The 26008-nt window shown below is 67.9% G+C and carries 11 protein-coding genes; 4 read left to right on the forward strand and 7 right to left on the reverse strand.

Features of this window, described 5'->3' with window-relative positions:
• Nucleotides 1-195: 195 nt before the first annotated feature.
• From LU699_RS04955 to LU699_RS04965, 3 genes are all read left to right on the forward strand, one after another.
• Nucleotides 196-1359 (forward strand): acyltransferase family protein, encoded by a 1164-nt coding sequence (locus LU699_RS04955; protein WP_232134260.1) that lies wholly within the window; start codon nucleotides 196-198, stop codon nucleotides 1357-1359.
• Between the two features lie 28 nt (nucleotides 1360-1387).
• Nucleotides 1388-2554, forward strand: a complete 1167-nt coding sequence (locus tag LU699_RS04960) for a serine hydrolase (RefSeq protein WP_232134259.1) — start codon at nucleotides 1388-1390, stop codon at nucleotides 2552-2554.
• 223 nt (nucleotides 2555-2777) lie between these two features.
• Nucleotides 2778-3686, forward strand: coding sequence for a serine hydrolase (locus tag LU699_RS04965; RefSeq protein WP_232580501.1), 909 nt, complete (start codon nucleotides 2778-2780; stop codon nucleotides 3684-3686).
• Between the two features lie 185 nt (nucleotides 3687-3871).
• Here LU699_RS04965 and LU699_RS04970 read toward each other — a convergent pair whose 3' ends face one another.
• The 5 genes from LU699_RS04970 to xerD all read right to left on the reverse strand — a co-directional run bounded on the left by LU699_RS04970 (nucleotide 3872) and on the right by xerD (nucleotide 22807).
• Nucleotides 3872-5800, reverse strand: a complete 1929-nt coding sequence (locus LU699_RS04970) for a S8 family serine peptidase (RefSeq protein WP_232134257.1) — start codon at nucleotides 5798-5800, stop codon at nucleotides 3872-3874.
• A 162-nt stretch (nucleotides 5801-5962) separates the two neighbouring features.
• On the reverse strand, nucleotides 5963-15796 hold the full coding sequence (locus LU699_RS04975; protein WP_232134256.1) for an ESPR-type extended signal peptide-containing protein: 9834 nt from the start codon (nucleotides 15794-15796) through the stop codon (nucleotides 5963-5965).
• Between the two features lie 513 nt (nucleotides 15797-16309).
• Nucleotides 16310-20212, reverse strand: coding sequence for a phosphoribosylformylglycinamidine synthase (purL, locus tag LU699_RS04980; RefSeq protein ID WP_232134255.1), 3903 nt, complete (start codon nucleotides 20210-20212; stop codon nucleotides 16310-16312).
• Nucleotides 20213-20300: 88 nt separating this feature from the next.
• The gene (locus LU699_RS04985) at nucleotides 20301-21110 is read right to left on the reverse strand and encodes a DsbC family protein (RefSeq protein ID WP_232134254.1); all 810 of its coding nucleotides are present in this window, start codon (nucleotides 21108-21110) and stop codon (nucleotides 20301-20303) included.
• Between the two features lie 710 nt (nucleotides 21111-21820).
• On the reverse strand, nucleotides 21821-22807 hold the full coding sequence (gene xerD, locus LU699_RS04990; protein WP_232134253.1) for a site-specific tyrosine recombinase XerD: 987 nt from the start codon (nucleotides 22805-22807) through the stop codon (nucleotides 21821-21823).
• Between the two features lie 43 nt (nucleotides 22808-22850).
• Here xerD and LU699_RS04995 point away from each other — a divergent pair, with 43 nt between their 5' ends.
• Complete coding sequence (locus LU699_RS04995; RefSeq protein WP_232134757.1) at nucleotides 22851-23339, forward strand: RDD family protein; 489 nt, start codon at nucleotides 22851-22853, stop codon at nucleotides 23337-23339.
• Nucleotides 23340-23744: 405 nt separating this feature from the next.
• Here LU699_RS04995 and lptG read toward each other — a convergent pair whose 3' ends face one another.
• Together lptG and lptF are read right to left on the reverse strand one after the other, a co-directional pair.
• Nucleotides 23745-24908, reverse strand: a complete 1164-nt coding sequence (lptG, locus tag LU699_RS05000) for an LPS export ABC transporter permease LptG (RefSeq protein ID WP_425491195.1) — start codon at nucleotides 24906-24908, stop codon at nucleotides 23745-23747.
• Entirely contained in the window at nucleotides 24851-25936 is a 1086-nt protein-coding gene (gene lptF / locus LU699_RS05005) for an LPS export ABC transporter permease LptF (protein ID WP_232134251.1), read from the reverse strand. The genes lptG and lptF overlap by 58 nt, the downstream gene beginning before the upstream one ends.
• Between the last annotated feature and the right edge of the window lie 72 nt (nucleotides 25937-26008).

Here is a 26008-nt window from a genome sequence, read left to right on the forward strand (position 1 = left end):
GAATGCAGAACCCCGACCTCGAAGGATCCGCATGGTCCAGGTGCCGTCTCCTGCCCGCGCGCTGCGCACGCACTCCTGTCGCGCAGCGGCTTCCACCAGGCGTTTCCGCTGCTTCGCGCGCGCTACCGGCACCGCGCCAATGCGGATCCTGCAGGCACACGGCCGGACACGATCCGCGCCTCACGAGGCGACGGCATGAGTGCCACGGGTGCACCCGCGGAGACGCCGGTGCAGTCGCCAGGCGCGAACGTCGGGACGGCCTACACCGGTCGCATCGGGGCGATCGATCTCGCCCGCGGCTTCGCGGTCTGCCTGATGATCCTCAGTCACGGCACCAACGGCCTGATGCCGCTCGACGATTTCCCCGCGTGGGGCCAGGTGTCGGTCCACGCGATCACCAAGTTCTCCTCGTCGCTGTTCGTGATCGTCTTCGGCATCGCGCTCGCCGTCGCCTTCATGCCCAAGACCACGGCGCCGGACTGGCCGCAGCGACGCAACCGCCTGCTGTGGCGCGGCCTGGTGGTGCTGTTCTGGTACAAGGTTCTGACCGTCGTGGAGATGTACGGCCGCCACGACACCGCCGCGATCGTCGACACGCTGCTCTACCGGGATTTCCCGTCGTTCGTCGAAATCCTCGGCTTCTATGCGATCGCCCTGCTGTGGATTCCATGGCTGCTGCCGCTGTGGGCGAAGACGCCCGCCGTGCTGCGCTGGTTGAGCCCGATCCCGGTCGCTTTCGCATCATGGTGGCTGCTGCACCACTTCGATTTCTGGGGCGTGCCGCAGTTGCAGGCGCTGATCGTCGAGCATCCCGATTACTACACCTGGGGCCAGCTCGCGCGCGGGCCTCTGATCCTCATCGGCCTGTTGATCGGCGGCGTGTTGCTGCAGGCCTATCGCGCGCCGCGCACGCGCTGGGCATTGGCAGGCGCACTGGCACTCGTATCCGCGGCGCTGTTCGCCTGGTTCCTGATCCGCGCCGGCGATCTGCGCCCTCTGCTGGTCGACATTGCGCGCAACACCGGCAAGCATCCGCCGCAGTTGATGTTCATGCTCTTCAGCACGGGCGGCGCATTCGCGTTGCTGGCGCTCGCGGTCGCGGGCGGCGAATGGCTGGCGAAGTGGCTGCGACCGATCGCGGTCATCGGCAGCGACGCAATGATGGCCTTCATCGTGCACATCAGTGTGATCTTCCTGCTTCTGCGCGAAGTGCTGGGTCTGTACCAGTCGGTGACCTACGAACGCGCGTTGCTGCTGACTCTCTTGCTGCTGGCTGCGACCGCGACCTGGATCTGGCTGTGGGGCACGATGAAGCGCGCACTGAAACGCGCGCCCGATACGGTAGTTCAGCGCAAGTGAAGCGCCGCGCCACCAGGCTTGCGAACCCATGCTGAGACGCCTGCGCCACCTGTTCGTTGCCGCCTCGATCACGCTGCCCTGGATGGGCGGCCCGGCGCTTGCGCAGCCGGTCACGCCCGCCGCGACAGCGCCGTTGCCGACAAAGCCCGCCATCGCGAAGACCGCACTGGTGGCATCGCCGCCTGCCGCCACGCCACGCTGGTCGACCGAACTCGACCGCCGCGTGCACGCCATCGATGCACGTTTTGCCGGCGAACTGGGCGTGCACGTGCAGCGACTCGGCGACGGCCCGGAGTACGACTTCCGCGGCGACGAGATCTGGTATCTCGCGTCCGGCGTCAAGGTGCCGATCGCGATCGCGGTGCTACGCGAGATCGAGCAGGGCTGGCTGACGCTCGACACGCAGATCACGCTACTCGACAGCGATTTCGTTGATGGCGCCGGCCGCACCAACGCGCATCGCGCCGGCGATCGGCTGACCATCGGCTGGCTCATCGAGCAGATGATCATCCACAGCGACAACACCGCGAGCGACGTGCTGATACGCACCGTCGGCCTCGGCCAGGTCAACGCGGTTGCGTCGGAACTGATCGCGCGGGACGTGCGCATCACCACGTTGGCCGATGTGCGTCGCCTCGCCTACGGCATGTTCCATCCCGGCGCCGCCGGACTCACCTCGCAGGACATGCTGGCCCTGCAGCGCGTCGGCAGCGGCCAGGTGCGCGTGCGCACGCTCGCGCGACTGCTCGGCGTAACACCTGCCGACTTCCTGCTGCCCGATCTCGACAGTGCGTTCGAGTCCTATTACGCCACCCACATCAACAGCGCCACGCTGCGCGACTACGGCCACATGCTGACGGCGTTGCAAGCAGGTCGTGCACTGGACCCCGACAGCACGCGCTATCTGCTGGACGTGATGGCCCGTGTGCAGACCGGCAAGCAGCGCATCCGCGCGGGCCTGCCGGCGGATGCGCGCTTCGCGCACAAGACCGGCACCCAGTACCGGCGCATCTGCGATTCCGGCATCGTCAGTCTGCCGGCACGCGACGGCAACGCATCGGCGCGGGTGGTCATCGCCGCCTGCGCCCGCGGCGCCGGCACGGCTGCCAGCGAACGCGCATTGCGCGAGCTTGGCGCAGCGATCACCGCATCCGGGGTATTGGATTCCATCCCGCCGCACACACCTGCCCGATGACATCACGAACCCACGCCCGCCGCCTGCATCGATTCGTTCCCGTCCTGCTGGCCGTCGCCTTGCTGGCGGCCTGCCGCGGTGGCGACGCACCGCCACCGACCGATGATCCGGCCGCGCAGTCCATCGTCGATGCCGCACTCCAGGCCGATGCGCCGTGGGTCGCTGCGCTGGATACACGCGTCGCAGCACTCGATGACGCGATGCCCGGACGTTTCGGCGTCACGTGCGGCATTACGGTGCGCAGCCGGGCACGCTGGATCGCGGTGACGACCGCGCCTGGTACCTGTCGTCGACGATCAAGATCCCGGTCGCGATCGCGGTGCTCGAACAGGTCGACGCCGGCACGCTATCCCTCGATGAGACGCTGACGCTCGCGCAGACGGATTTCGTCGACGGCTCCGGCGACATGCTCGAACACAAGCCCGGCGAGACGTTCAGCATCGCCGCGTTGCTGGAAAAATCGCTGCGCGACAGCGACAGCGCCGCGACCGACATGCTGATACGCAAAGTCGGCGAAGACCATCTCAACGCACGCATCCGCGACTGGACCGGCGGCGGCTTCGGACCGGTCACGACGATCCTGCAGGTGCGCTACGACGCGTACGACCCGGTGCATCCGGGCGTCGCGCAGCTCGACAACATGGCGATCGTGCGCCTGCGCAACGCCGACGCAGGCGAGCCGCGTCTGCAGGCGTTGGCGCAAGAACTCGGCGTGCCGCGTGCGGATCTGGATGCCGACACGCTCGAATCCGTGTTCGACGCCTACTACCGCGGCGATCGCAACACCGCGACCCTGCCCGCCTTCGCCACCGTGCTGGACCGCCTGGCAGCCGGCGAACTGGTGTCCGCCGACAGCACCCGCCGCATGCTCGACCACATGCGCGCCATCAGCACCGGCGACCGCCGCATCAGCGCTGGCCTGCCACCCGACACCGATTTCGCGCAGAAGACCGGCACGCAGTTGCGACGCGCCTGCAACGTCGGCGTGATCGATCCCGGACGCGCCCGCGAAGGCGCCACGCTGGTACTCGCGTGCGCGGAAGATTTCGACGACATCACGCAGGCCGAAACCGCGTTCCAGGGGCTGGGACGTGCGCTGGGCGACACGGTGCTGGACGCAGGGGGCGGTTGAGAGCTCACCGTGCAGCTCAGGCAACGGCACCCCGCGCGCGAGCGGAATTCATCGCTCCGTTTCTTCTGCTGACGCCTCCGGCCGAACCCCGTCAGAGCCCCACAAAAAAGCCGGCGGATGCATGCATCCGCCGGCCAGACATCACGGTCACACCCGACCCGCGCGAACGCGGGTCGGGTCTTGAATCAGACCGGCGGCAGGGAGAAACGCGCCTGCAGCGTGACGTTCGAATACGCGCGAACGCCCGTCAGCTTGATGTAGTACGTACCCGCAACCGGGGCATTGATACGGATCGTTTCCGCATTGCCCGGGCGCGAGGAGTTCCACGTACCCGTGGCCGCCGGCGCCTCGTCCAGACTGACGTGCAACGAGACATCGCCGCTGCCGCCGGTCGTGGTGATGCTCAGCGGACCGGAGACACCCGACGGCACTTCGATGCTGTACAGCGTTTCGCCGCCGGCAGCGCCGGAGAGCGCGCGTACCGGCGTCGCGTTGACGATCGGCGTCGCAGGCGGGGCGCAATCGACTTCGCACGGCGGCTCGATCGCCTTCAGAACGGCGGCACTGGCGTTGACGATGCCAGGTCCGATCTGACGATTGGCTGCCGGCGTGATCGCGAACGGCGTCGCCGTCTGCTTCAGGATGTCGAGTACTTCGACCGGTGTCAGCAGCGGAAGCTCGGCGGCGAGACGCGCGCTCTGCATCAGGGCGACGACACCCGCGACATGGGGAGACGCCTGCGAGGTTCCCGCGGACCCGCCCGTACCCGTCGTGGACGGATTGATGTCGGCCAATGGCGTTGGCGTCGTCAGGCTGGGATTCTTTGCCTGCCAGACGAAACCGTCATAGATCTGCGTACCACTGCCGGCATCGTTCGCGAACACGCCACCACCCGGTGCCGAAATGTCGATCCCGGCGCCGTAGTTCGAGTAGTAGGCGCGCGCACTGGTCACGCCGTTCGACGCCACCGCAATCGCACCCGGACAGTTGGCCGGCGAGAAGTTGGCGACGTCGCCATTGCTGTTGCCCGCGGCGATCACGACCGTTGCGCCCAGCGCATTGGCCTGCGCGATCGCAGCGGCTTCGGCTGACGAACAGGGACCGGATCCACCCAGGCTCAGGTTGATGACCTGCGCCGGGTTCTGGTTGGCCGGAACACCGGCGACGGTACCGCCGGCAGCCCAGATGATCGCATCGACGATGTCGGCCTCGGCGCCACCGCAATGGCCTAGCACACGCACCGGCAAATGCTTCGCGCCATAGGCGACGCCGGTCAGGCTGATGCCGTTGTCGGTGAGCTGCGCACCGGCGCTGCCCGCCACGTGCGTACCGTGCCAGGAGCTGTTGCGCTGCTGGCAGGTCGCGGCACCCGGATAGTTGATCGTCCAGTCACCCAGGTCCCAGCCACCCTGCGCGCGGCCGGCGGTCGCACGGCCGGACGTCGTGGCGTCGGTGATGAAGTCGTAACCGACGTCGGCCAGCGAGGTGTCGATGTCGGGATGCGCGGTGATGCCGGTATCGAGCACTGCGATGGTGATGCCGTCGCCGTCAGAGAGGTCCCATGCAGCCGGCACGTTCGCGCCGCCACGGTTCGGGCCACCATCGAAGGTCGCGCCGCCGTCCGGCGCACGCATGTGCCACTGGTATTCCTGGAAGTCCGGATCGTTCGGCACATAGGCCGGCTGCACCGCTGCGATCTGGCGCACGCGGTCGACACTGACCGACTTCACGTTCGGATCCGCGGCGATCTGGCGGACCAGCGCATCGGCTTCGACCGCGTCGAGACCGCTGGCCAGGTTGACCAGCTCATGGCCGGTCGCGAGCTTGCGCTGATAGCTGACGTTGGAAGCCTTGCTCGCGCCGCGCACGAGACCCGAACGCACCAGCGCGCCCTGGATGTTCGTGACGACCGCGGCCTGGTTGCTCTTCTCGCGGGTTCCGTCGCGGTACTCGATGATCAGGCGCTTCACCGGCTGCGCGTCGACGCGCCCTTCGATGTTGTCGGTGGAGACGTTGCCGGCGGCGCGCGAGGTCTTGCCCGCGTTGACGCCGCCGACGGTCAGTGCCGCTGCAACTGCGACCGCAAGCGTGCACGGAATGATGCCCTTCTTCATTGGAACCCTCTCTCTGCAGAAATGATGGAATGCGGCGACCGATCCGCGCAGCGTAGGTCCGCTGCACCCCTGTCGCCGAGTCCCGGACCGCCTTCGCGGCCCGGTTGCCCCGCCCGTCTCCATCGCGTCACCGTTGTGCAACGGCGACGCGACGGTCAGTCCTTACCAGCCGAAACCGGCACCCACGCCGACCGACTTTTCGTCACCACTGAACGCACCGCCGACGGTGACCGTCGCGCGCTCACTGATCGCACGCTGGTAGCCCACCGACAGCGCGCTCTCGCCACCCTGGAAGCCGACGCCGACGCCGACGCGGTTCTCGGTGCGGATGCCCGCGGCGCTGGTCGCCATGTTGAGCATCGCAGCGCCCATCGCGCCCTGACGGTCGATGCGGCGATCGGTGTCGTAGAAACGACGATCGACGTCACCCTTGAAGGTGTCGAAGTTGTCGTTCCACGCGGCGAACTTCTGGTCCGTGTAGGCGTTGGAGGTCGCGACGGCCTGGGTCCGCGCAGCATCCACCTGACCCACGTTCGCCGCATCCGTTGCCTGCGTGCCCGCCGCGACATTGGTGATCTGGCGCTGGTTGCCCGCGCTGCCCACCGACACCGTGTTCGCACGATCGGCCGTCGAACCCTGACCCAGCGCCACCGCACCCTGTGCGGTCACGCTCGCGCCCTGGCCGACCGCCGTGCCGGAGGCCGCCGTCACCGACGCACCTTCGCCCACCGCCACTGCATTCGTCGCATTCGCCGAGATGCTGGTGTTGGCACCGACAGCCGTGCTGCCGTCCGCATCGACGCGTGCGTTGCCGCCGATCGCGGTGTCGTTGGGGCCGTGGGCATACGCGTTGCCGCCGACAGCGACACCGTTCTGGCCGTTGGCCGCGGCATTCGAACCGACCGCGACCGCATTCGTACCCGCCCCGACACTCGCGTCATCGGTGCCGGTGCCGTCACCGCCGACCGCGACGCGATCGTTGGTGCCGTCGCCGGCTTCGATCACCGTCTCGACCGCGCCGACGCGCTGCTTCAGCTGGGTAATTTCGGTGTTGAGTGCACCGAAGGTCGCCTCGATGCCGGCGTAGTTGCTGCCCTGGATCGAGTAGCTGGGCGTCGAGATCGTCCCGAACGCCGTGTCCACCATCGAACCGCCGCCCAGTGCGTCCGCAACACTCTGCAGGCCGGCATTGAGGCTTTCGCCAGCGCCGTCGGAGATCCGACGGAGCTGGGCCAGGTTCACCGCATCGGTATCTTCGGTACCTTCCGCCACGTTGACGATCTGGCGCTCGCTTCCGCTCGCACCCACCGACACCGTGTTGGCGCGATCCGCCACGGCGCCTTGACCCAGCGCCACGCTGTTGTCCGCGCTGGCGACTGCGGTCTGGCCGACTGCAGTGCTGTTGAGGCCCGAGGCTGCAGCCTGGCGACCCAGCGCCGTGCTGTTGTCGCCGGTGGCGGCCGCCTGGTTGCCGACTGCCGTGGACAGTGCGCCCGTGGCATCCGAATCCCAGCCGATCGCAGTCGCACCGCGACCGCTGGAGATCGCAAGCGCGCCGATCGCCGTCGAATGGAAGCCAGACGCGTTGGCCGCCTGACCGAACGCTGCCGATTCTTCATCGCTGGCCGATGCGCCTTGGCCGACCGCCGTCGTCCGCAGCGCGGACGCCGTCGCCGCGCGACCCAGTGCCGTGCTGTTCTCGCCGGTGGCAGAGGCGGAATTGCCCAACGCGGTGGACAGCGCGCCGGATGCCGTCGAATCCCAACCGATCGCGGTCGCGCCGCGACCGCTGGACTCGGCCAGCGCGCCGATCGCTGTCGAATGGAAGCCCGATGCATTGGCCGCCTGGCCGAATGCCGCAGCCTCCTCATCGCTTGCGGATGCGCCCTGGCCCACGGCCGTCGAACGAACTCCGGTGGCACTGGAATTCGCACCGACCGCGACCGTGTTCTCTGCGGACGCTTCCGCCAGTTCACCCGCGGCAACCGAATTCACACCGCTTGCGGTTGCGCCGACACCCACGTCACCTTCGGCAGGGCTCGCAGCAAAGTAGCGGTTGCCTTCAGCGTCTACGCCCGCGATCGCGCCTTGCAGCTGATCGAGGTTGACCGCATCGGTTCCTTCCGTCGCAGTTCCGACATTGGTGATCTGACGCTCATTGCCGGCGCTGCCGACCGACACGCTGTCGGCACGATCTGCCAACGAACCCGCGCCCAGCGCCACGCTGTTGCCGGCGAAGCTCCGGGCCCCGACACCGACCGCAGTGCCGTTCTGCGCCAGCACGATGCTGTTGCTGCCGACGCTGGTCGCGCCGACGGCGACCGCGTTGACGTTGTAGCCGACCGCCGTCGCATCGTCCTGCGGCGCGAACGCCTGGCTGCCGAGTGCGGTGGCGCGGTTGCCACTCGCCACCGCGTTGTAACCGAACGCTGAAGCGAACTGCGCGCCATTCGCGTCGAAGATGTTCAACGCGCTCGCACCCGAACCAAATGCGGAACCCGTGGCGCCAGCGCGGCTGAAGTAGCCCACCGTGGTGCCGTCCGTCCCACGCGACTCGGCGAACTCGCCGATGGCCACCGAACGTGCACCGGCCGCACCACTCAGATGGCCGATCGCCACGCTCGCCGCGCCGGTCGCAGATGCACCGGCGCCGACCGCGACACTGTTCGCGCCACTTGCGACGGCGTCGTCGCTGCCGTCCTGCGCACCATCCGCCTGGAAATATCGCGCGTTGCCTGCCACCGCATCACTGACTTCGGTGAGCTGATCCAGATTGACCGCATCGGTGCCCACCGTACCGGCTGCGACATTGGTGATCTGACGCTCGTCGCCCACATCGCCTACCGACACCGTGTTCGCACGATTGGTGAACGCGTTGGCACCAATCGCGACGCTGTTGGCCGCAGTCGCATAGGCGCTCAGGCCGAGCGCCATCGAGTTCACGCCAGTTGCATACGAATCGCGACCCACCGCGGTGGCGCCGATGGCCGTGGCCCATGCGAACTGACCCACTGCCGTGGTGTTGTCCGCTGTCGCCCACGCCGTGCCGCCGAGAGCGGTGCTGTTGAGATTGGTCGCACGCGACGCCGTGCCCAAGGCCACGCTGCTCGCGCCACTGGCAGTCGACGTGTTGCCCACCGCCGTTGCATTCGTGCCGCTCGCCGTTGCCTGGATACCGACTGCCGTGGTCCGCGTGTTCGATGCAGTCGCGCTGTAACCCAATGCCGTTGCGAAATCACCGCTGGCGGTGCTGAAGCCGCCGTTGGCCGTCGACGCCAGACCGCTCGCGGTGCTGGTGTAACCCGTTGCCGTCGACTGCGTATTGGTTGCCGAAGCGCGTGCCCCGGTCGCGGTGGCGTACGCACCGGACGCAGTCGCGCCCGCGCCGAAGGCCGACGCGCCATCCGCATTGGCGGTGGTCTGCACGGTCACGGTCGCACCCTGTGCATCGACGAACTCCAGCGTGCCGCCGACCGCGGTCGCAGAGTTGGCCGTTGCGGAGGCGCCGTAACCCGATGCCGTCGCGAACTGGCCATCCGCCTGCGCACCAGCGCCATACGCCGACGCGCCCAGACCGAAGGCATTGGCGCCTTCACCGGATGCAGTTGCGAAATCGCCTTCGGCGTAGGCACCGACATCACCATCGGGGTCGCCCGTGCCGGTGGCCGCAAAGTACTTGTTGTACTGCGTGGCCTCTTCCAGCTGATCGACATTGACCGCATCGGTGCCCTGTGTGCCCGCGGCCACGTTGGTGATCTGGCGCTCTGCACCGGACTCACCGACCGACACGCTGTTCGCGCGATCCGCGACGGATCCGGCACCCAGTGCGACGCTGTTCTCGGCGCTGGCATATGCGCCGTAGCCGAACGCCGACGCGTCGTCGGCCTCCGCCCAGGACGCCGCACCTACCGCGGTCGAGTTCTCACCATCGGCGCTGCTGATCCAGCCCAGTGCGGTGGCGTAATCACTGGTAGCCCAGGCACCGGAACCGAAGGCGGACGCGCCTTCGCCGGACGCACGGACCGGGATGAATCCGAAGGCCGTACCGCCCACTGCGACGCTTTCCAGACCAGTCGCTTCGCTGTACTCGCCGACGGCAACGCTGCTGACGCCCGAGGCCCGTGCGGCGATACCGACTGCAGTGGCGTAATCGGCGCCCGCTTCGGCACCGTAACCGAGCGCAGTCGCGCCGAAGCCTGAAGCAGCGGAATAGCTGCCGTACGCCGATGCCGCATTCTCGGAGGCATTACTGCGGAAACCGGTCGCCGTCGCCTGCTGACCCGACGCTGCGGCTTCGGTGCCCACGGCCGAGGCATAGGCGCCGGTCGCCTGCGCGCTGCTGCCGATGGCCGCCGCGCCAATTTCACTGGCATACGCCGAGCTGCCGACCGCGACGCTCAACTCACCGGCGGCTTCGCTGTACGAACCCATTGCCAGCGCGTTGGTCGTGCTGGCCAGCGCGTTGAAGCCGACGGCGGTGGCGTAGTCGGCCTGCGCCATGGCACCACTGCCCAGCGCCGATGCGCCCTCACCGAACGCATCGCTCGACGCACCGATGGCCGTTGTGTAGTCGCCATCGGCGTAGGCGTTCGAGCCTGCAGCCGTGGCGTCTTCGCCGTTGACCAGCGCCTCGCCGTCACCGCTTGCGCGGAAGTATTGGTTGTAGGCCGTGGCGTCTGCCAGCTGACCGACGTTCACCGCATCCGTCGTCTCCGTACCGGCGGCGACATTGGTGATCTGACGTTCGTTGCCTGCCGAACCCACCGACACGCTGTCGTCCCGATCCGCAACCGAATCCGCGCCCAGCGCCACGCTGTTCACCGCGGACGCCTCGGCAAAGTTGCCAAGCGCCGTGCTGTTCTCGCCCGATGCAACCGCCGCACCGCCGAGTGCGGTAGCGAAGTCGCCGGATGCCTCTGCGGCCGCGATGCCGAAGAATGCACCACCCACTGCAACGCTGTTGTAACCGGATGCGGTCGCTGCCTGACCGACCGCGGTGCTGTACAGACCGGACGCCGTGCTGTCCGCACCCAATGCCACGCTGCTGGTGCCGGACGCGGTGCTGGCATTGCCGAACGCCGAGCTGTTGGCACCGGTCGCGGCCGCATTGCCACCCACGGCCGTCGCGTAGATACCGGATGCTTCCGCGCGGAAGCCGAAGGCTGCGGCTTCCTCGGCACTGGCGATGCTCTCTGCACCGACTGCGGTAGCGACTTCGCCGGACGCATCGGCGAAGAATCCGACCGCCATCGCTTCGACGCCAGACGCTTCCGCCAACGCGCCGCTGGCCAGCGCACCGTCGCCACTGGCGACCGCACCGGCGCCGGTCGCGGTCGACAGTTCGCCGCTCGCCAGACTCTCGGCGCCCAAGGCGACGGCGTACTCACCGTTGGCCTCGGCCGTTGCGCCGATCGCGATCGCATTGGCCGCCGATGCGGTGGCGTTAAAGCCGATCGCGGTAGCGAGATCGGCGCCCGCGAACGCACCGCTGCCGAATGCGGAAGCACCATCACCTAGTGCATTGCTGGCATCGCCGGCCGCGGTCGCGTTGAGGCCGTCAGCGAAGGCGCCGACATCGTCCGCCGCATCTGCGTTGTTGCCGGTCGCCGCGAAGTACTTGTTGTACTGCGTAGCCGTTTCCAGCTGATCCAAATTCACCGCATCGGTGCCCTCTGTGCCAGCGGCGACACTGGTGATCTGACGCTCGCTGCCGACATCACCGACTGACACGGTATTCGCCCGCGTCGCGGTGGAGTTGGCGCCCAACGCAACGCTGTTCACACCACGCGCGGTGGAGTAGTAGCCCAGCGCGAGGCTGTCGGCGCCGCTGGCCCAGGACTCGCTGCCGATCGCGGTGGCATTGGTACCTGCTGCATAGGCGAAGTAGCCGACCGTCGTACTGCCGTCGCCTTCTGCGGCGCTGAGGGTGCCAAGTGCCGTGCTGTTGTTGCCCGACGCCACGGTGCCCGCACCAAACGCTGCAGCGTTGTCACCCGACGCGGAGGTCGACACCAGGAGGCCAAAGCCGGGGATCAGATCGGCAGGTCCGCCAACAGCGACGCTACTGGCGCCGCTGGCGGTCGCCTGCGAGCCGATCGCCGTCGCGAAATCGGCAGATGCCGTCGACACGGCACCCAATGCCAACGACTGATCGCCGATCGCGCTAGCACCTACGCCGACTGCCGCCGAAGCAAAGCCCGATGCGTCCGCACTCGCGCCGACAGCCGTCGCGGCCACGCCTGCGCTGGTCGCTGATGTCTCGACAGGTGCGCCACCGAGCCTCAGCAGAGGATTGCCGTCTTCGTCGACCGCATTGCCGCCGATCGCGACGCTGGCAGGCCCATCGGCCTGCGCGCCAGCACCGAGCGCTGCACTGTTCTGACCGAATGCAGTCGCGTTGAAACCGACCGCGGTCGAGTTCGTCGACTGCGCGGTCGCGCCGCTGCCGAAGGCCGAAGCCCCATCGGCATTGGCGCTGCTGGAAGCACCGATTGCGGTGCTGTAGTCACCTTCGGCGTAAGCATCCGAGCCGGATGCCGTGGAATCCGTACCCAGCGCGTATGCCTCGCCCTCGCCTGTTGCGCGGAAGTACTTGCTGTTGGCGGTTGCCTCATCCAACTGACCTAGATTCACCGCGTCCGTCGCTTCAGTACCGGCCGCGACGTTGGTGATCTGGCGTTCGTTGTCGACGCTGCCGACCGACACGCTGTTCTCGCGATCCGCGATCGAATCCGCGCCAAGTGCGACGCTGTTCACCGCGGACGCCTCGGCGAAGTTGCCGAGTGCCGTGCTGTTCTCACCCGATGCAACCGCAGCACCGCCGAGTGCGGTAGCAAAGTCGCCGGATGCCTCCGCAGCCGCGAGGCCGAAGAACGCACCACCCACCGCCACGCTGTTGTAACCGGTCGCCGTCGCCGAAGCCCCGACCGCCGTGCTGTATTCACCCGATGCGTTGCTGTCTGCACCCAATGCAACACTGCTCGAACCGGAGGCCGCGCTCGCGTTGCCGAATGCCGAGCTGTTGAGGCCGGACGCCGCCGCGCCACCACCAACTGCCGTGGCGTAGTCGTCGGTGGCCTGTGCGCCGTACCCAAACGCTGCCGACTCGGCACCGCTCGCGGCACTCTCGGCGCCGACCGATGTCGCGGTCTCGCCGGTCGCGGCAGCCGCATACCCCACAGCGACCGACTCGATGCTGCTCGCTTCGGACAGGCCGCCCACGGCGACGCTGCCTTCGCCGCTCGCGCTGGAGTTCATGCCGATTGCGGTGGATGCCGCTTCGATCGCGAAGGCGCCACTGCCGAATGCCGATGCCCCGTCAGCGCCTGCGTACGCACTTTCGCCCGCTGCCGTGGCGTACTCGCCATCGGCTGCAGCGGCGTTGTCGTTGTCGACGCCACCGGTCGCGGTGAAGTACTTGCTGGTTTCTTCCGCGACGTCGGCCAGGGCGTCCAGCTGCGCCAGATTCACTGCGTCGGTCGCCTGTGTACCCGCGGCGACGTTGACGATCTGACGTTGATTGGTCGCCGTACCCACCGACACGGTGTTCGCCCGGTTGGCGAGCGCATTAGCGCCGAGGGCTACGCTGTTAGCCGCTGACGCATAAGCACCCAGTCCGAGCGCAGTCGCACTTACGCCCGTTGCATAGGAGTCCTGACCCAGCGCAGTCGTGCCCGCACCGGTCGCCCATGCAAATTCACCGACCGCAGTCGCGTTGGCACCGGTCGCCCAGGCGAACTCGCCAAGCGCCGTCGCGTTCGCCGCAGTTGCACGCGAACCGCTACCGACTGCAGTCGCGTAGAGGCCCGTTGCACTGGCACCCGCACCGACCGCCACGCTGTTCGCGCCGGTCGCCGCACTTTCCGTACCGACCGCGGTAGAGAAATCGCCCGTTGCATTAGCCACCGCACCGAAGGCCGACGCCTGCGCGCCGGTTGCAGCCGCACCCACACCTGCCGCCGTCGAGGCGAAGCCAGAAGCGTCGGCGCTCGCGCCCAACGCGGTGCCGCCTACACCCGCGCTCGCTGCGCCGGTTTCGATCGGGTTGCCATCGGCATCAATCAGCAGCGGATTGCCGTTCTCATCAACAGCCTGACCGCCGACTGCGACGCTTCCTGCGCCGTCCGCCTGCGCCAAGGCGCCAAGCGCGACGCTGTTCTGGCCTTGCGCGGAGGCGTTGTAACCAACCGCCGTCGCGTAGTCGGCCTGCGCGGCCGCGCCGCTGCCGATTGCCGAAGCACCGACGCCGTAGGCGTCGCTTGATGCACCCAAGGCGGTGCTGTAATCACCATCTGCAAACGCATTTGAGCCGACTGCCGTGGCGTCATCGCCGGACGCGAACGCCTGGCCGTCACCCGTCGCCTGCACGTAGTCGAGCTGTGCCGTCGCATCTTCCAACTGCCCCAAATTCACCGCATCGGTGATCTCGGTACCGTCGGCCACATTCGTGATCTGACGCTCACCGCCGGCCGAACCGACCGACACGCTGTTCTCGCGGTCCGCGACCGAGAACGCGCCGATGGCGACGCTGCCGGCTGCCGAAGCCTCGGCGAACAGACCCAGTGCCACGCTTTCGTCGCCCGAGGCGACCGCGACCGTACCGATCGCCGTGCTGAAGTCACCCGACGCGCCGCTGTCGGCACCGACGGCCAGACCGAGCACACCCGATGCGCTGCTTGCGTTGCCGACCGCTGTGCTGTTGAAGCCACTGGCATCGGCGTTGGCACCGATGGCGGTCGTGAAATCGCCACCTGCCGATGCACCCAGACCAAATGCCGCGCCCTGCGAACCCGCCGCGTTGCTTTCCGCGCCAATCGCAGTCGCACCCTCGCCCGACGCATCAGCTGCATAGCCGACGGCCGTCGCTTCAGCGCCCGAGGCATCGGCGAGCGCGCCTGTGGACACACTGCCGTCACCGGACGCGGACGCACCTGCACCCGCCGCAACGGCGTTGTCACCCGTGGCACTGGCGTCGTCGACACCCGTCGCCTGGAAATGACGCACCGAGGCTTCTGCTGCGTCTGCTACCGCGTCGAGCTGCGCCAGGTTCACGGCATCACTCGCCTGCGTACCCGCGGCCACATTCGTGATCTGGCGCTGGGCATCCGCGGTGCCGACCGAAACGGTATTCGCACGATCGGCAACCGAGTTGTGGCCGAGCGCCACGCTGCCGTTGGCGCTGGCGACCGCACCGCGACCCAGCGCGGTCGAACGCACCGCCTCGGCGCTGGCCGAGGTGCCGAGCGCGACCGAACCGTCGCCGGACGCGGTGCTGTTGGTACCGACGGCAGTCGATACGCCGCCGAGCGCCTGGCTGCCGCGACCGAGTGCGACAGCGGAGCTGCCGCCTGCAATCGCAGCGGTGCCGATCGCGGTCGAGTTGAGGCCCGATGCATTCGAGAGCGCGCCGAAGGCGGCCGCATTGGTGTCGACCGCATTGGCGCCGCGACCGACCGCCGAGCTGTTGGTGGCCGTGGCGTTGCTGCCGGTGCCCAGAGCGGTGGTGTTGGTTTCCGATGCAGTGCTGTTGACGCCGACCGCTGCGGCATTGGCGCCGCTGGCCGTGGCGTTGCGACCGAGCGCGGTCGAGGCGTTACCGGTCGACTGGGCGTTGTTGCCGACCGCCGTGGCGTTGTCGCCGGTGGCATTGGCGCGGGCGCCAACTGCCGTAGCGCGCAGACCGCTGGCGATGGCGGCACGGCCGAATGCGGTCGATGCAGCGCCGGTTGCCTGCGCGCCCACACCGCACGCCGTGCTGTCCGCCCCGACGGCCGTGCCGATCGGATTTCCATTGGCGTCACAAACGGCTTGCGCCAGGGCCATGGGTGAGGCCATGCCGAACAGCATCAGGCTCAGGGCGATTGCAAGCGGCGAACGGCCGTGCGCAGCGGCGCCACCGCCGTCACATGCGCCAGCGCTGTCGCTGGATGCCAGCTCGGAGGCGACCACCACCTGGCCCAGCGACTTGTTCCATACCTTGCGATAGATGCGATTCATTTCGAGCCCCTCGAAGTGCTTGGTTTGATTGGAATTTCGGCGAAAAAAAAGCCGCAGCGTCGTCGAGCGACCGCTGCGGCTTCCGGGTGTCTCAGGCGTTGGCCGTTCCGTACTCCGGAAGCGGCTCTGCAGCGCGGGAACGCGCTACATGAAGGCGGGATGTACGCAACTTGAATCTTCCCCAAACGCCAAACTGTGACCCGATACTCCTCCCGGGCAATCCGTGCCGTCAAGCACTGCGAAGCAGATTCGACAGTCCGAACTCGAATATGCCTTGTCCCGAGTCACTTACGCCTGTATCGAATATTCCAGATTCAATTCAATCTGCATCGTATTGATTTTATTCAACGAAGGCTATTCAGGCCGAGGCTCCAGAGCGTCAGAAAATTCTGATAAAACCGCGCCACGGTGGGCTTGCAGGCGCTCAGGGACCTTCAAATGCAGATCGGGCCGGGAGACGTTTGCGTCTCCCGGCCCGACCGGTTTTTGCGAAAAGTGACGCAGTGCGTCACGTCATCCGAGATGCCGCCTCGCGTTCCGGAACATCCGTAACCACGGGCTGTCTTCCGGCCAGTCGGCCGGCGCCCAGCTGAGGTTGGCCGTGCGCGGTGTGCGCTCGGGATGCGGCATCAGGATCGTTGCCCTGCCATCCGTCGAGGCCAAGCCTGCGATGGCGTCCTGGGAGCCGTTCGGATTCGCCGGGTAGCTCATGGCCTGTCCGTTGCCATCGACATAGCGCAAAGCCACGGTCGCTGCGATCCGGTCGGCATCGTCGTCGAACTGCACGCGACCTTCGCCATGGGCGATCGCCACCGGAATCCGAGAACCGGCCATGCCGGTGAAGAACAGCGACGGCGATTCTTCGACTTCGAGCAGGCCGAAGCGCGCCTCGAACTGTTCGCTGCGATTGCGCAGCAGGCGCGGCCAGTGCTGGGCGCCGGGGATGATCGGCTTGAGCTGCGACAGCATCTGGCAGCCGTTGCAGACACCGAGCGAGAACGTGTCGCTGCGGGCGAAGAAGCGTTCGAACGCCGCACGCAGTTCGGCGGTCTCCAGGACCGACGTCGCCCAGCCGCGGCCCGCGCCAAGCACGTCGCCGTAGCTGAAGCCGCCGCAGGCCACGAGGCCCTGCATCGTCGCCAGATCCACCCGGCCGGCGATCAGGTCGCTCATGTGCACGTCGATCGCGGTGAAGCCCGCGCGGTCGAACGCGGACGCCATTTCGATCTGGCCGTTGACGCCCTGCTCGCGCAGCACCGCGACCTTCGGTCGTGCGCCGGTCGAGATGTACGGCGCGGCGACGTCTTCCGACGGATCGAAGGTCAGCACCGGACGCATCGCAGGCGCATCGAAGCGCCGCGCGCTTGCGCGTTCTTCTTCGGCGCATTCCGGGTTGTCGCGCAATGCCTGCATCGCATGGGTGACCGACCACCAGGCGTCGAACAGCGTCTCCCACTTCCACTCGGCCAGCACGTCCTCGCCGTCGAGCACGCGGATCGCATTCGCGGTCGTCGGACGGGCGATGCGCTGGGCGCACTCGATCAGGCCGTGACGTGCGACGAGATCGGCGAACTCAGCGCGGTCCTCTGCGGAGATCTGCACCACCGCGCCCAGTTCTTCGGAGAACAGCGTGCGCAGCGCGTCGCGGTTGCGGTCGTCGCCCCAGCCTTCGAGATCGATGTCGAGGCCGACATGCGCGGTGAACGCCATTTCGCAGAGCGCGGCGAACGCGCCGCCGTCGGAGCGGTCGTGATAGGCCATCAGCAGACCAGCCTCACGCGCTTCGCAGATCAGCTCGAAGAATGCTTTCAGGCGCTCGGGTTCGTCGACGTCTGGAACCGCGCCGCCGAAGCCTTCGAAACACTGCGACAGCACCGAACCACCGAGACGCTGCTTGCCGGCGCCCAGGCCGATCAGCCACAGCTCGGTGTCGGACTCGCGGCTGAGCAACGGCGTCAGCTGCGTGCGCACGTCGGGCACCGGCGCGAACGCGGTGACCACCAGCGAGACCGGCGAGACGACCTTGTGCGCAGCGCCGTCGGCCTGCCACTGCGCCTGCATCGACAGCGAATCCTTGCCGACCGGAATCGACAGGTCGATCTCGGGGCACAATTCCATCGCGACCGCATGCACGGCATCGAACAGGCGCGCGTCTTCGCCAGCGTGTCCGGCGGCAGCCATCCAGTTCGCCGACAGCTTGACCCGGTGCAGGGTCTCGACCGGCACGGCGCACAGATTGGTGATCGCCTCGCCTACGGCCATGCGCGCCGCGGCGGCGGAGTCGATCAGCGCCAGCGGGCTGCGTTCGCCGATCGCCATCGCCTCGCCGGTGAACCCGTCGAAACCGGACAGCGTGATCGCGCAATCGGCGACCGGCAGCTGCCACGGGCCGACCATCTGGTCGCGCGCGGTCAGGCCGCCGACGCTGCGGTCGCCGATCGTGACCAGGAATGACTTCGACGCGACCGTCGGATGCGCGAGCACGCGCAGACCGGCTTCGTGCAGGTCGACGGCGCGGCTGTTGAGCGCCGGCCAGCGATGCGGCGTGGTGCGCGCGGTATCGCGATGCATCTTCGGCGGCTTGCCAAACAGCACGTCCATCGGCAGATCGATCGGCCAGTCACGACCGCTGCCGATCGTCTCCAGCGTCGCGCCATGGCCGACCGTCAGATGTTCTTCGGCCGTCGCCACGCCGACGATCGCGACCGGGCAGCGCTCGCGCGCACAGATCGCTTCGAATTCCTCGACGCGGTCCTGCGGAATGCCGAGCACGTAACGTTCCTGCGATTCGTTGCACCACAGCTGCATCGGCGACAGCGACGGATCGTCGCTGGGCACGCGATCGAGATCGATGACGCCGCCTACGCTGGAGTCGTGCAGCAGCTCGGGGATCGCGTTCGACAGACCACCCGCGCCCACGTCGTGGAACCACAGGATCGGGTTGCGGTCACCCAGCGCCACGCAGCGGTCGATGACTTCCTGTACGCGACGCTCCATCTCCGGGTTGTCGCGCTGCACGGAGGCGAAGTCGAGATCCTCTGCGCTTTCGCCCGAAGCGACCGAACTCGCCGCGCCGCCGCCCAGGCCGATCAGCATCGCCGGACCGCCTAGCACGACGACAGCGTCGCCGGCCGACAGCGTCTTCTTCTCGACCATCGCGCGATCGATGGCGCCGAGGCCGCCGGCCAGCATGATCGGCTTGTCGTAGCCGCGCACCAGACCGTCGTCGCCTTCGGGCAGTTCGAAACTGCGGAAGTAGCCGAGCAGGTTCGGGCGGCCGAACTCGTTGTTGAACGCGGCGCCGCCGAGCGGGCCGTCGAGCATGATTTCGAGCGCAGGCGCCATGCGCGGATTCAGCGCGCGGGGCGCCTCCCACGGCTGCGGCAGCGTCGGAATGCGCAGGTGCGAGACCGAGAACCCGGTCAGGCCGGCCTTGGGCTTGCCGCCGCGGCCGGTCGCACCTTCGTCGCGGATTTCGCCGCCGGCACCGGTGGCCGCGCCCGCGAACGGCGAGATCGCGGTCGGATGGTTGTGGGTCTCGACCTTGATGCAGAACGCGCTGTCGATCAGCGGTTCGCTGCGGTATTCGAACGACACCGGATCGGGCCGGAAGCGACGCGCCGGATAGCCTTCGACGACCGCGGCGTTGTCGCTGTAGGCCGACAGCGTGTGTTCGGGCGTGGTCGCGTGCGTGTGGCGGATCATGCCGAACAGCGATTGCGCGCGGCCGTTGCGCTGCATGTCCTCGCCGTCGATGGTCCACGACGCGTTGAAGATCTTGTGCCGGCAATGCTCGGAGTTCGCCTGCGCGAACATCATCAGCTCGACGTCGGCGGGATCGCGGCCCAGCGCGCCGAAGCGCTCGCGCAGGTAGGCGATCTCGTCGTCGGCCAGCGCCAGGCCGAGGCGACGGTTGGCGGCGTCGAGATCATCGAGCGCGATGCGTTCGAGCGCGCCGCGGGCGGGCGCCGCGAACAGCGCGTCGGCGGCGTCCACGTCGCCCAGCAGCGACTGCGTCATCGGGTCGTGCAGCAACTTCGAGACCGCTGCCTGCGTAGCCGCATCGCCCGGCCAGCCGCGCAGATCCAGCCGCAGGCCGCGTTCGACCCGATGCACCGGCAGGCCGGCGCCGCGCAGCAGCTCGGTCGACTTGCTGGCCCACGGCGAAATCGTGCCCAGCCGCGGCGAGACGTAGCGCGAGACCGCGCCATCGACGCGCGCCGGTGCGGAACCGGCATCGACCTCGAGGATGCGTCGCAGCGTGGCATCGTCGGGCGACTGCCCGGCCTCGGCTTCGACGAAGTAGACATGCCAGGCACCGGCGACGGAAAGCGCGGGCGACACCGACTGCAGACGTGCTTCAAGCCGTTCGCGGCGGAACAGCGACAGGGCCTGCTGGCCCTCGAGGACGATCATGTCCGGGGAAACCGTATTTCAGGGCCGGCCATTGTAGCCAATGGCCGCGCCCGCTGCCCCCACCGCGCGCGTGCGCGGGGGTCTTCGCTCAGCGACTGCCGCCAGCGGCCTCGCCATCGAGACGCTGCAGCGCTTCGAGCAGCTGGTCCGGCGGCATGTAGCCCGGCATCTGGGTGCCGTCGGCAGCGATGATCATCGGCGTACCGGTGAGGCCGGCGCGCTGGCCGAGTGCGTAATGCGAGGCGACCGGGTTCTCGCAGGCCTTGGAATCGACACGACGGCCGGCCTTGGCATCGGTGAGCGCTTTCTTGCGGTCGGCTGCGCACCAGACCGATTCCATCAGGCGGAAATCGTCGCTGCCGGGGCCCATGCGCGGGTACGCCAGGTACTCGATCGCGATGCCGCGCTTGTTGTACTCGGCGATTTCCTCGTGCAGACGACGGCAGTAGCCGCACTCGACGTCGGTGAAGACCGACACCGTGTACTTCGGATTGGCCGGCGCGAAGATGATGCGCTGGTCTTCCGGCACTTCTGACAACAGGCGCTGGCGCAGCTTCGACAAGCCGGCCTGGCTCAGATCACGCTTCTCGCGCGCATCGAACAGGCTGCCCTGCAGCACGTAGCGGCCGTCGTTGCTGACGTAGAGCACCTGCCCGGAGACCACGACTTCCTGAAAGCCCGGCAGCGGCGCATCGGACACGCTTTCGATCGACACGCGGGGATTGATCGACAGGATCGCGTCGCGTGCCTCGGCAGCGGGCGAACCGGCCGGCGCTTCGATCGCGGCTGGTGCCGGCGTCGCGGGCGTCGCTGCTGCGGCGGCGTCGGGCGCACCCGGGCTCTGGGCACAGGCGGACAGGCTGAAGGCGCCAAGCAGCGCGAACACGTATCGCTTCATCGAATCTGACGACCAACAGCGGGGGCGATCCCGGGGGCGGCCATTCTGGCATGAAGGGATGGGGCGGGCTCCGGGTGCCTTGGAGCGGGGCTGGGGGCGTTCATGGTGGGGCTCGGGTGGTGGCTTGGTGGGCCAGGCTTGGCGATGGAAGCCCCGGTTTGGCGCGCTCGAACGCGCAGCGACGTGGAGTCGTTCTGCTTCGTAGGATGGGTTGAGCGAAGCGAAACCCATCGCTCGCGGTTCGCGTGGAGGGTTCACTGCGATCTGCTGCCCTCACCCCAACCCCTCTCCCGGGGGAGAGGGGCTCAATCCCGAAGCTTCGACGGATCACACGTCCAATCAAGCGGCGCTAGGTTTGATCGATGCATTCGGTCTATGCGGCGGGCCCCCTCCGGGCGGATCACATTCAACAAGCGGCGCGCGCATAGCGCAGTGATCGACGCGAACGAACCAGCGTATTGCTAGCGCACATTGAATCCGCACCTCTCCCTCCGGGAAAGGTCGACGCGCGTAGCGCGTCGGGTGAGGGCTGGCGGGAAAACTCATTAGCCGCAGGAAGCGCTGACCCGGCGATGCATGCGGGATGTCCAACGTATCCGCGCGGGCTTGATCGAACTGCTGTCGGCCCTTCGCTTCGTCGCCCGTCCGGCCCGGCGAAGCACGCCGGGCGTTCGCGGTCGTGCGAGCCGATGGCTCGCAAACACGACCGCTCACCCCCTCGGATGATGCGTGGCGTGCAGCCGCTTGAGCTGTTCGCGCGCCACCAGCGTGTAGATCTGCGTCGTCGACAGCGAGCTGTGGCCGAGCAGCATCTGCAGCGCGCGCAGATCGGCGCCGTGGTTGAGCAGATGGGTGGCGAAGCTGTGGCGCAGGCCGTGCGGGCTGATGCGGGCGGGGTCGATGCCGGCCGCGGCGGCGTGGCGCTTCACCAGCACCCAGAACTGTTGCCGACTCATCGCCGTGCGGCGCGCCGTCAGGAACAACGGCGTATCACCGGCAGCATCGCGCGCCAGGCTCTTGCCGCCGGCAAGCGTCGGACGTGCTTCATCGAGATAGCGCTGCAGCCAGTGCTGCGCTTCCTCGCCCAGCGGCACGAGGCGCGTGCGCTCGCCCTTGCCGGTCACGCGTAATGCGCCCTGGCGCAGGTTGACGCCGTTCGCCGGCAGGTCGACCAGTTCGCTGACGCGCAGGCCACATGCGTACATCAGCTCCAGCATCGTGCGATCGCGCAGGCCGTCGACGCTGGTGGTGTCGGGCACGCCGAGCAGCGCGTCGATCTCGGACTCGCCGAGCGCCTTCGGCAGCGAGCGCGGCAGCTTCGGCGGATCGAGCAGCGCAGTGGGATCGTCGACGCGTCCGTGCCGGCGCTGGCGATGCGCAAAAAACGCGCGCAGCGCGGACAGCAGGCGTGCATTGCTGCGCGGCGACCAGCCGTGCCGCGTGCGCCAGGCGAGATGTTCGAACAAGGCGACACGATCGGCGTGCGCAATCCCGCCATCGCGTCCGTCGCGCCAGCGCGCGAGCCCTTCGAGATCGCGCCGGTACGCGGCCGCGGTCTGGTTCGCGATGCCGTGCTCGGCCCAGAACGCATCGAGAAAGCCCTCGATATCGCGGCGATCCTCGTCGCGCAACGGCGGCAATGCGACCGCGAGCGCGCGGCGTTCTGCAGGTGTCGTCGTGGTGCTGCGGCTGGACATCGACGACAGCTTAGACGCTCGACGCTGCGGCTATGCTTTGCCGATGTCCGACACCTCGATGCCGCCCGTCATCCCGCCCCGCCCCTGGATCGGCTGGCGCCTGTTGGCGATGGTCTACGACCTGTGGCCGGCGCTGGCTTTGTGGCTGCTGCTGTCGGCGGCATTCACTGCGGCCTTTACCTTTCTCGGCCACCACGATGCGCACGAGAACATCGCGCCGCTGAGTGGACTGCAGCTCGCATTGTGGGCGGCGTGCTGGCTGGTGACCGGTCTGTATGCCGTCATCAGCTGGCGCAATGGCGGACAGACGCTCGGCATGCGGCCGTGGCGTTTGCGTGTGCGCGCAATGGACGGCGGACGGGCATCGACGCGGGCGTTGTGGGTGCGCTTCGGTGTGGCGACGGTGTCGCTGCTGGCCGGCGGCTTGGGCTTCTGGTGGGCGTGGGTCGATCGTGAGCGGCTGACCTGGCATGACCGGGCGAGTCGGACGCGGGTGGTGCGGGAGGCGAAGCGGGGATTGCAGGGCAATTGATTCGTCACGCCCGTATCGCACCCGGACACAACGCCGGCTTGGCGCCTGAACTCGTCATCCCGGCGGAGGCCGGGATCCAGAGACTTGGACTCGTTTGACGGTTCTCTCTGCGCTTTCACTGCAGAAGCGAGATCGCTCTTTCAGCAGCCGATTGACTGAGTACCCGATACGCGGATCGCGCCGAGCCCAGTCACTGGATCCCGGCCTGCGCCGGGATGACGGCGTTCGGGTTGGCCGCAACAGCCGTCCGCCGTCGAGCCTCGTCCGGCCTCGCGACGCATTCGGCACCGCGCGCGCCGCACGTTGATGTCTTTTTGACGAGTCGTTCCAGCTCCCGTCCGGCCCGGCGAAGCACGCCGGGCGTTCGGCGCACCCGCGCGGCAGTGCCGCGCGAACGGGTGCGCCTCACCCACTCCGGCGTCGGAAGAGGCTCCACGAAATGATCAGCATCACCACAGGCGGTACGAGATACGCCAGGCGGTAATCGATGCGGTACACGGCGGCGAGTTTCACGATCTGCGTCTGACCCAGCCAGAAGCCGAGCGCGAAGACGACGCCGATGAAGAGGCGCTTGCCTGCGTTGCCGCTGCGCAAGGAGCCGAATGCGAACGGGATCGCAGCCAGACACAGCGCGAGCACGTTGAGCGGATAGAACCACTTGCCCCAGTAATGCTCTTCGAACTCGCTGGCATCGAGCTGGTTGCGGTGCCGGTACTCGATGCCCGCGCGCAGTTCGCTTGCCGGCATGTAGCGCGGGCGCCAGATGTTGCTGGCGCTGGCGGCCAGCGTGGTCGCGTCGAGTTGCGAATCCCAGTGTTCTTCCAGCGCTTCGGTACGCGTCACCGCGCGCGGTTCGAACCAGGTGCGCTGCACGTTGCGCAGCAGCCAGCCGTCGACGCCGTGCTCGGCGGTCTTGGCGTGCGCCACCGATTCCAGCCGCCCGTCGCTGGCGAATTCGAACAGGCGCACGTCCTGCAGCTGGATGCGCGCGCCTGCCCCATCGCTGATCTCGGTGCCGTTCTGCGCATTGAGGAACGTATCGCCCTCGCGCGCCCACAGGCCCGAATAGCGGCCCACGATCATGTCGCTCGAGCGCGCAGCCGACTTCATGCTGTCGGCGCTGCGCTGGGCCATCGGGCCGAGCGTTTCGCCGTTGATCACCATCACCGCCGTCATCAACAGCAGCGGCAGCGCGACCGACACGCTCAATCGAGTGCGCGACAGGCCCACGGCGCGCATCGCAATCAGTTCCGAGGTCGCCGCCAGCTGCCCCAGGCCCATCAGCGAGCCGATGACCGCCGCGGTCGGGAACATCACATAGGCGCGGCGTGGCAGCGTCTGCAGGATGTAGGTGATCGCGCCGAAATAGGTGTAGTCGCCCTGCCCGACGGCGCCGATCTCGTTGACGCCGGCCATCAGCGCGTCGAGACCGACCAGCACCACCCAGGTCGCCAGCACCATCACGGTGACGACCTTGGCGACATACAGATCATGGATACGCAGCAAAGGCCTCATTTCGCGCGCCTCCATTTGGGCGCAGTCACCCGGCCATCGGTGAAATACATCCAGGCCGCAAAGCCGAGCAGCGGCAGCACCAGCCACCACAGGCCCAGCAGTACCGGAATGCGCCCTTCGGCGACCCAGTCCTTGCCGAGCATCATCAGATTCATGCCCATCACATAAGCGAGGAAGCCGGTCATCATCCGGCCGTAGCGCGCCTGACGCGGCGGGCTGCGCGCCAGCGGCACGGCCAGCAGCGCGAACGCCAGCGTCAGCAGCACCGGGGCAAGGCGGTAGTGCAGCTCGGCATGGGCTTCGGGGCGCGCATCGCCGAACAGCGAGAGCGTCGGCTGCAGCTCCGGATCATCGCCATCGGCGCGCGATTCGACCGCCGGCAGGCGCAGCTCGTTGCTGGCGTAGCGCATCAGCCGGTAGTCGAGACCGGCATCGAGCGGGCCTTCAACGCGGAAGCCTTCATCGAGACGCAGGAAACGCTCGGTGCCGTCGATGCTCAGCGCGCCAGTCAGCGAGGTGGTGACATCCATGCGCCCTTCGTCCTGCCGATAAACGAACACGCGGCCGAGCTTGCTGCCGTCGTCGGACATCGCATTGACGTAGACCACGCCGCCACCGCCGGGGAACTCAACGAAGCGGCCGGCCTCAAGACCGGTCACCAGCAGGCTGCGCTGACCGGCCTCGATCATCTGCTGCGAATAGTCGCGTGCCCACGGGCCCAGCCACAGCGAACAGGCGCCGATCACCAGCAGCATCGGTCCCACCACCAGCGACAGCGGCCGCAGCAGGCGGCGCGGGCCGATACCGACCGAGGTCAGCACCGGCATTTCCGAATCCCGGTACAACCGACCGAAGCCCAGCATCAGCCCGAGCATCAGGCCCAGCGGCAGGATCAGCGGCATATAACTGATGACCGACAGGCCCAGCTGGGCCAGCATCAGCTTGGCCGGCACCCGGCCGCGGGCGATGTCGCTCAGTACGTCCGCGAACACGCCGCCCAGGCTCACGATCAGCAGCACCACGAGGGCGGCGAACGTGGACTGGGCCAACTCGCGGGACAGGTATCGGTCGAGCTTCGACATCGTGTGTGGGGGCTTTGCTTTAGACTTGGGGGTTCGTCCAGCCGCGCCACCACGGCGCTTCTGCAGCGGCAA

The sequence above is a fragment of the Luteimonas fraxinea genome (assembly GCF_021233355.1).
Taxonomy (GTDB): domain Bacteria; phylum Pseudomonadota; class Gammaproteobacteria; order Xanthomonadales; family Xanthomonadaceae; genus Luteimonas; species Luteimonas fraxinea.

What these genes read in the sequence shown, in the direction of transcription:
- lptF (WP_232134251.1), bottom strand. Translation starts at nt 25,936, where the DNA reads ATGTCGAAGCTCGACCGATACCTGTCCCGCGAGTTGGCCCAGTCCACG.
- LU699_RS04955 (WP_232134260.1), top strand. Translation starts at nt 196, where the DNA reads ATGAGTGCCACGGGTGCACCCGCGGAGACGCCGGTGCAGTCGCCAGGC.
- LU699_RS04985 (WP_232134254.1), bottom strand. Translation starts at nt 21,110, where the DNA reads ATGAAGCGATACGTGTTCGCGCTGCTTGGCGCCTTCAGCCTGTCCGCC.
- LU699_RS04995 (WP_232134757.1), top strand. Translation starts at nt 22,851, where the DNA reads ATGTCCGACACCTCGATGCCGCCCGTCATCCCGCCCCGCCCCTGGATC.
- purL (WP_232134255.1), bottom strand. Translation starts at nt 20,212, where the DNA reads ATGATCGTCCTCGAGGGCCAGCAGGCCCTGTCGCTGTTCCGCCGCGAA.
- LU699_RS04960 (WP_232134259.1), top strand. Translation starts at nt 1,388, where the DNA reads ATGCTGAGACGCCTGCGCCACCTGTTCGTTGCCGCCTCGATCACGCTG.
- LU699_RS04975 (WP_232134256.1), bottom strand. Translation starts at nt 15,796, where the DNA reads ATGAATCGCATCTATCGCAAGGTATGGAACAAGTCGCTGGGCCAGGTG.
- xerD (WP_232134253.1), bottom strand. Translation starts at nt 22,807, where the DNA reads ATGTCCAGCCGCAGCACCACGACGACACCTGCAGAACGCCGCGCGCTC.
- LU699_RS04970 (WP_232134257.1), bottom strand. Translation starts at nt 5,800, where the DNA reads ATGAAGAAGGGCATCATTCCGTGCACGCTTGCGGTCGCAGTTGCAGCG.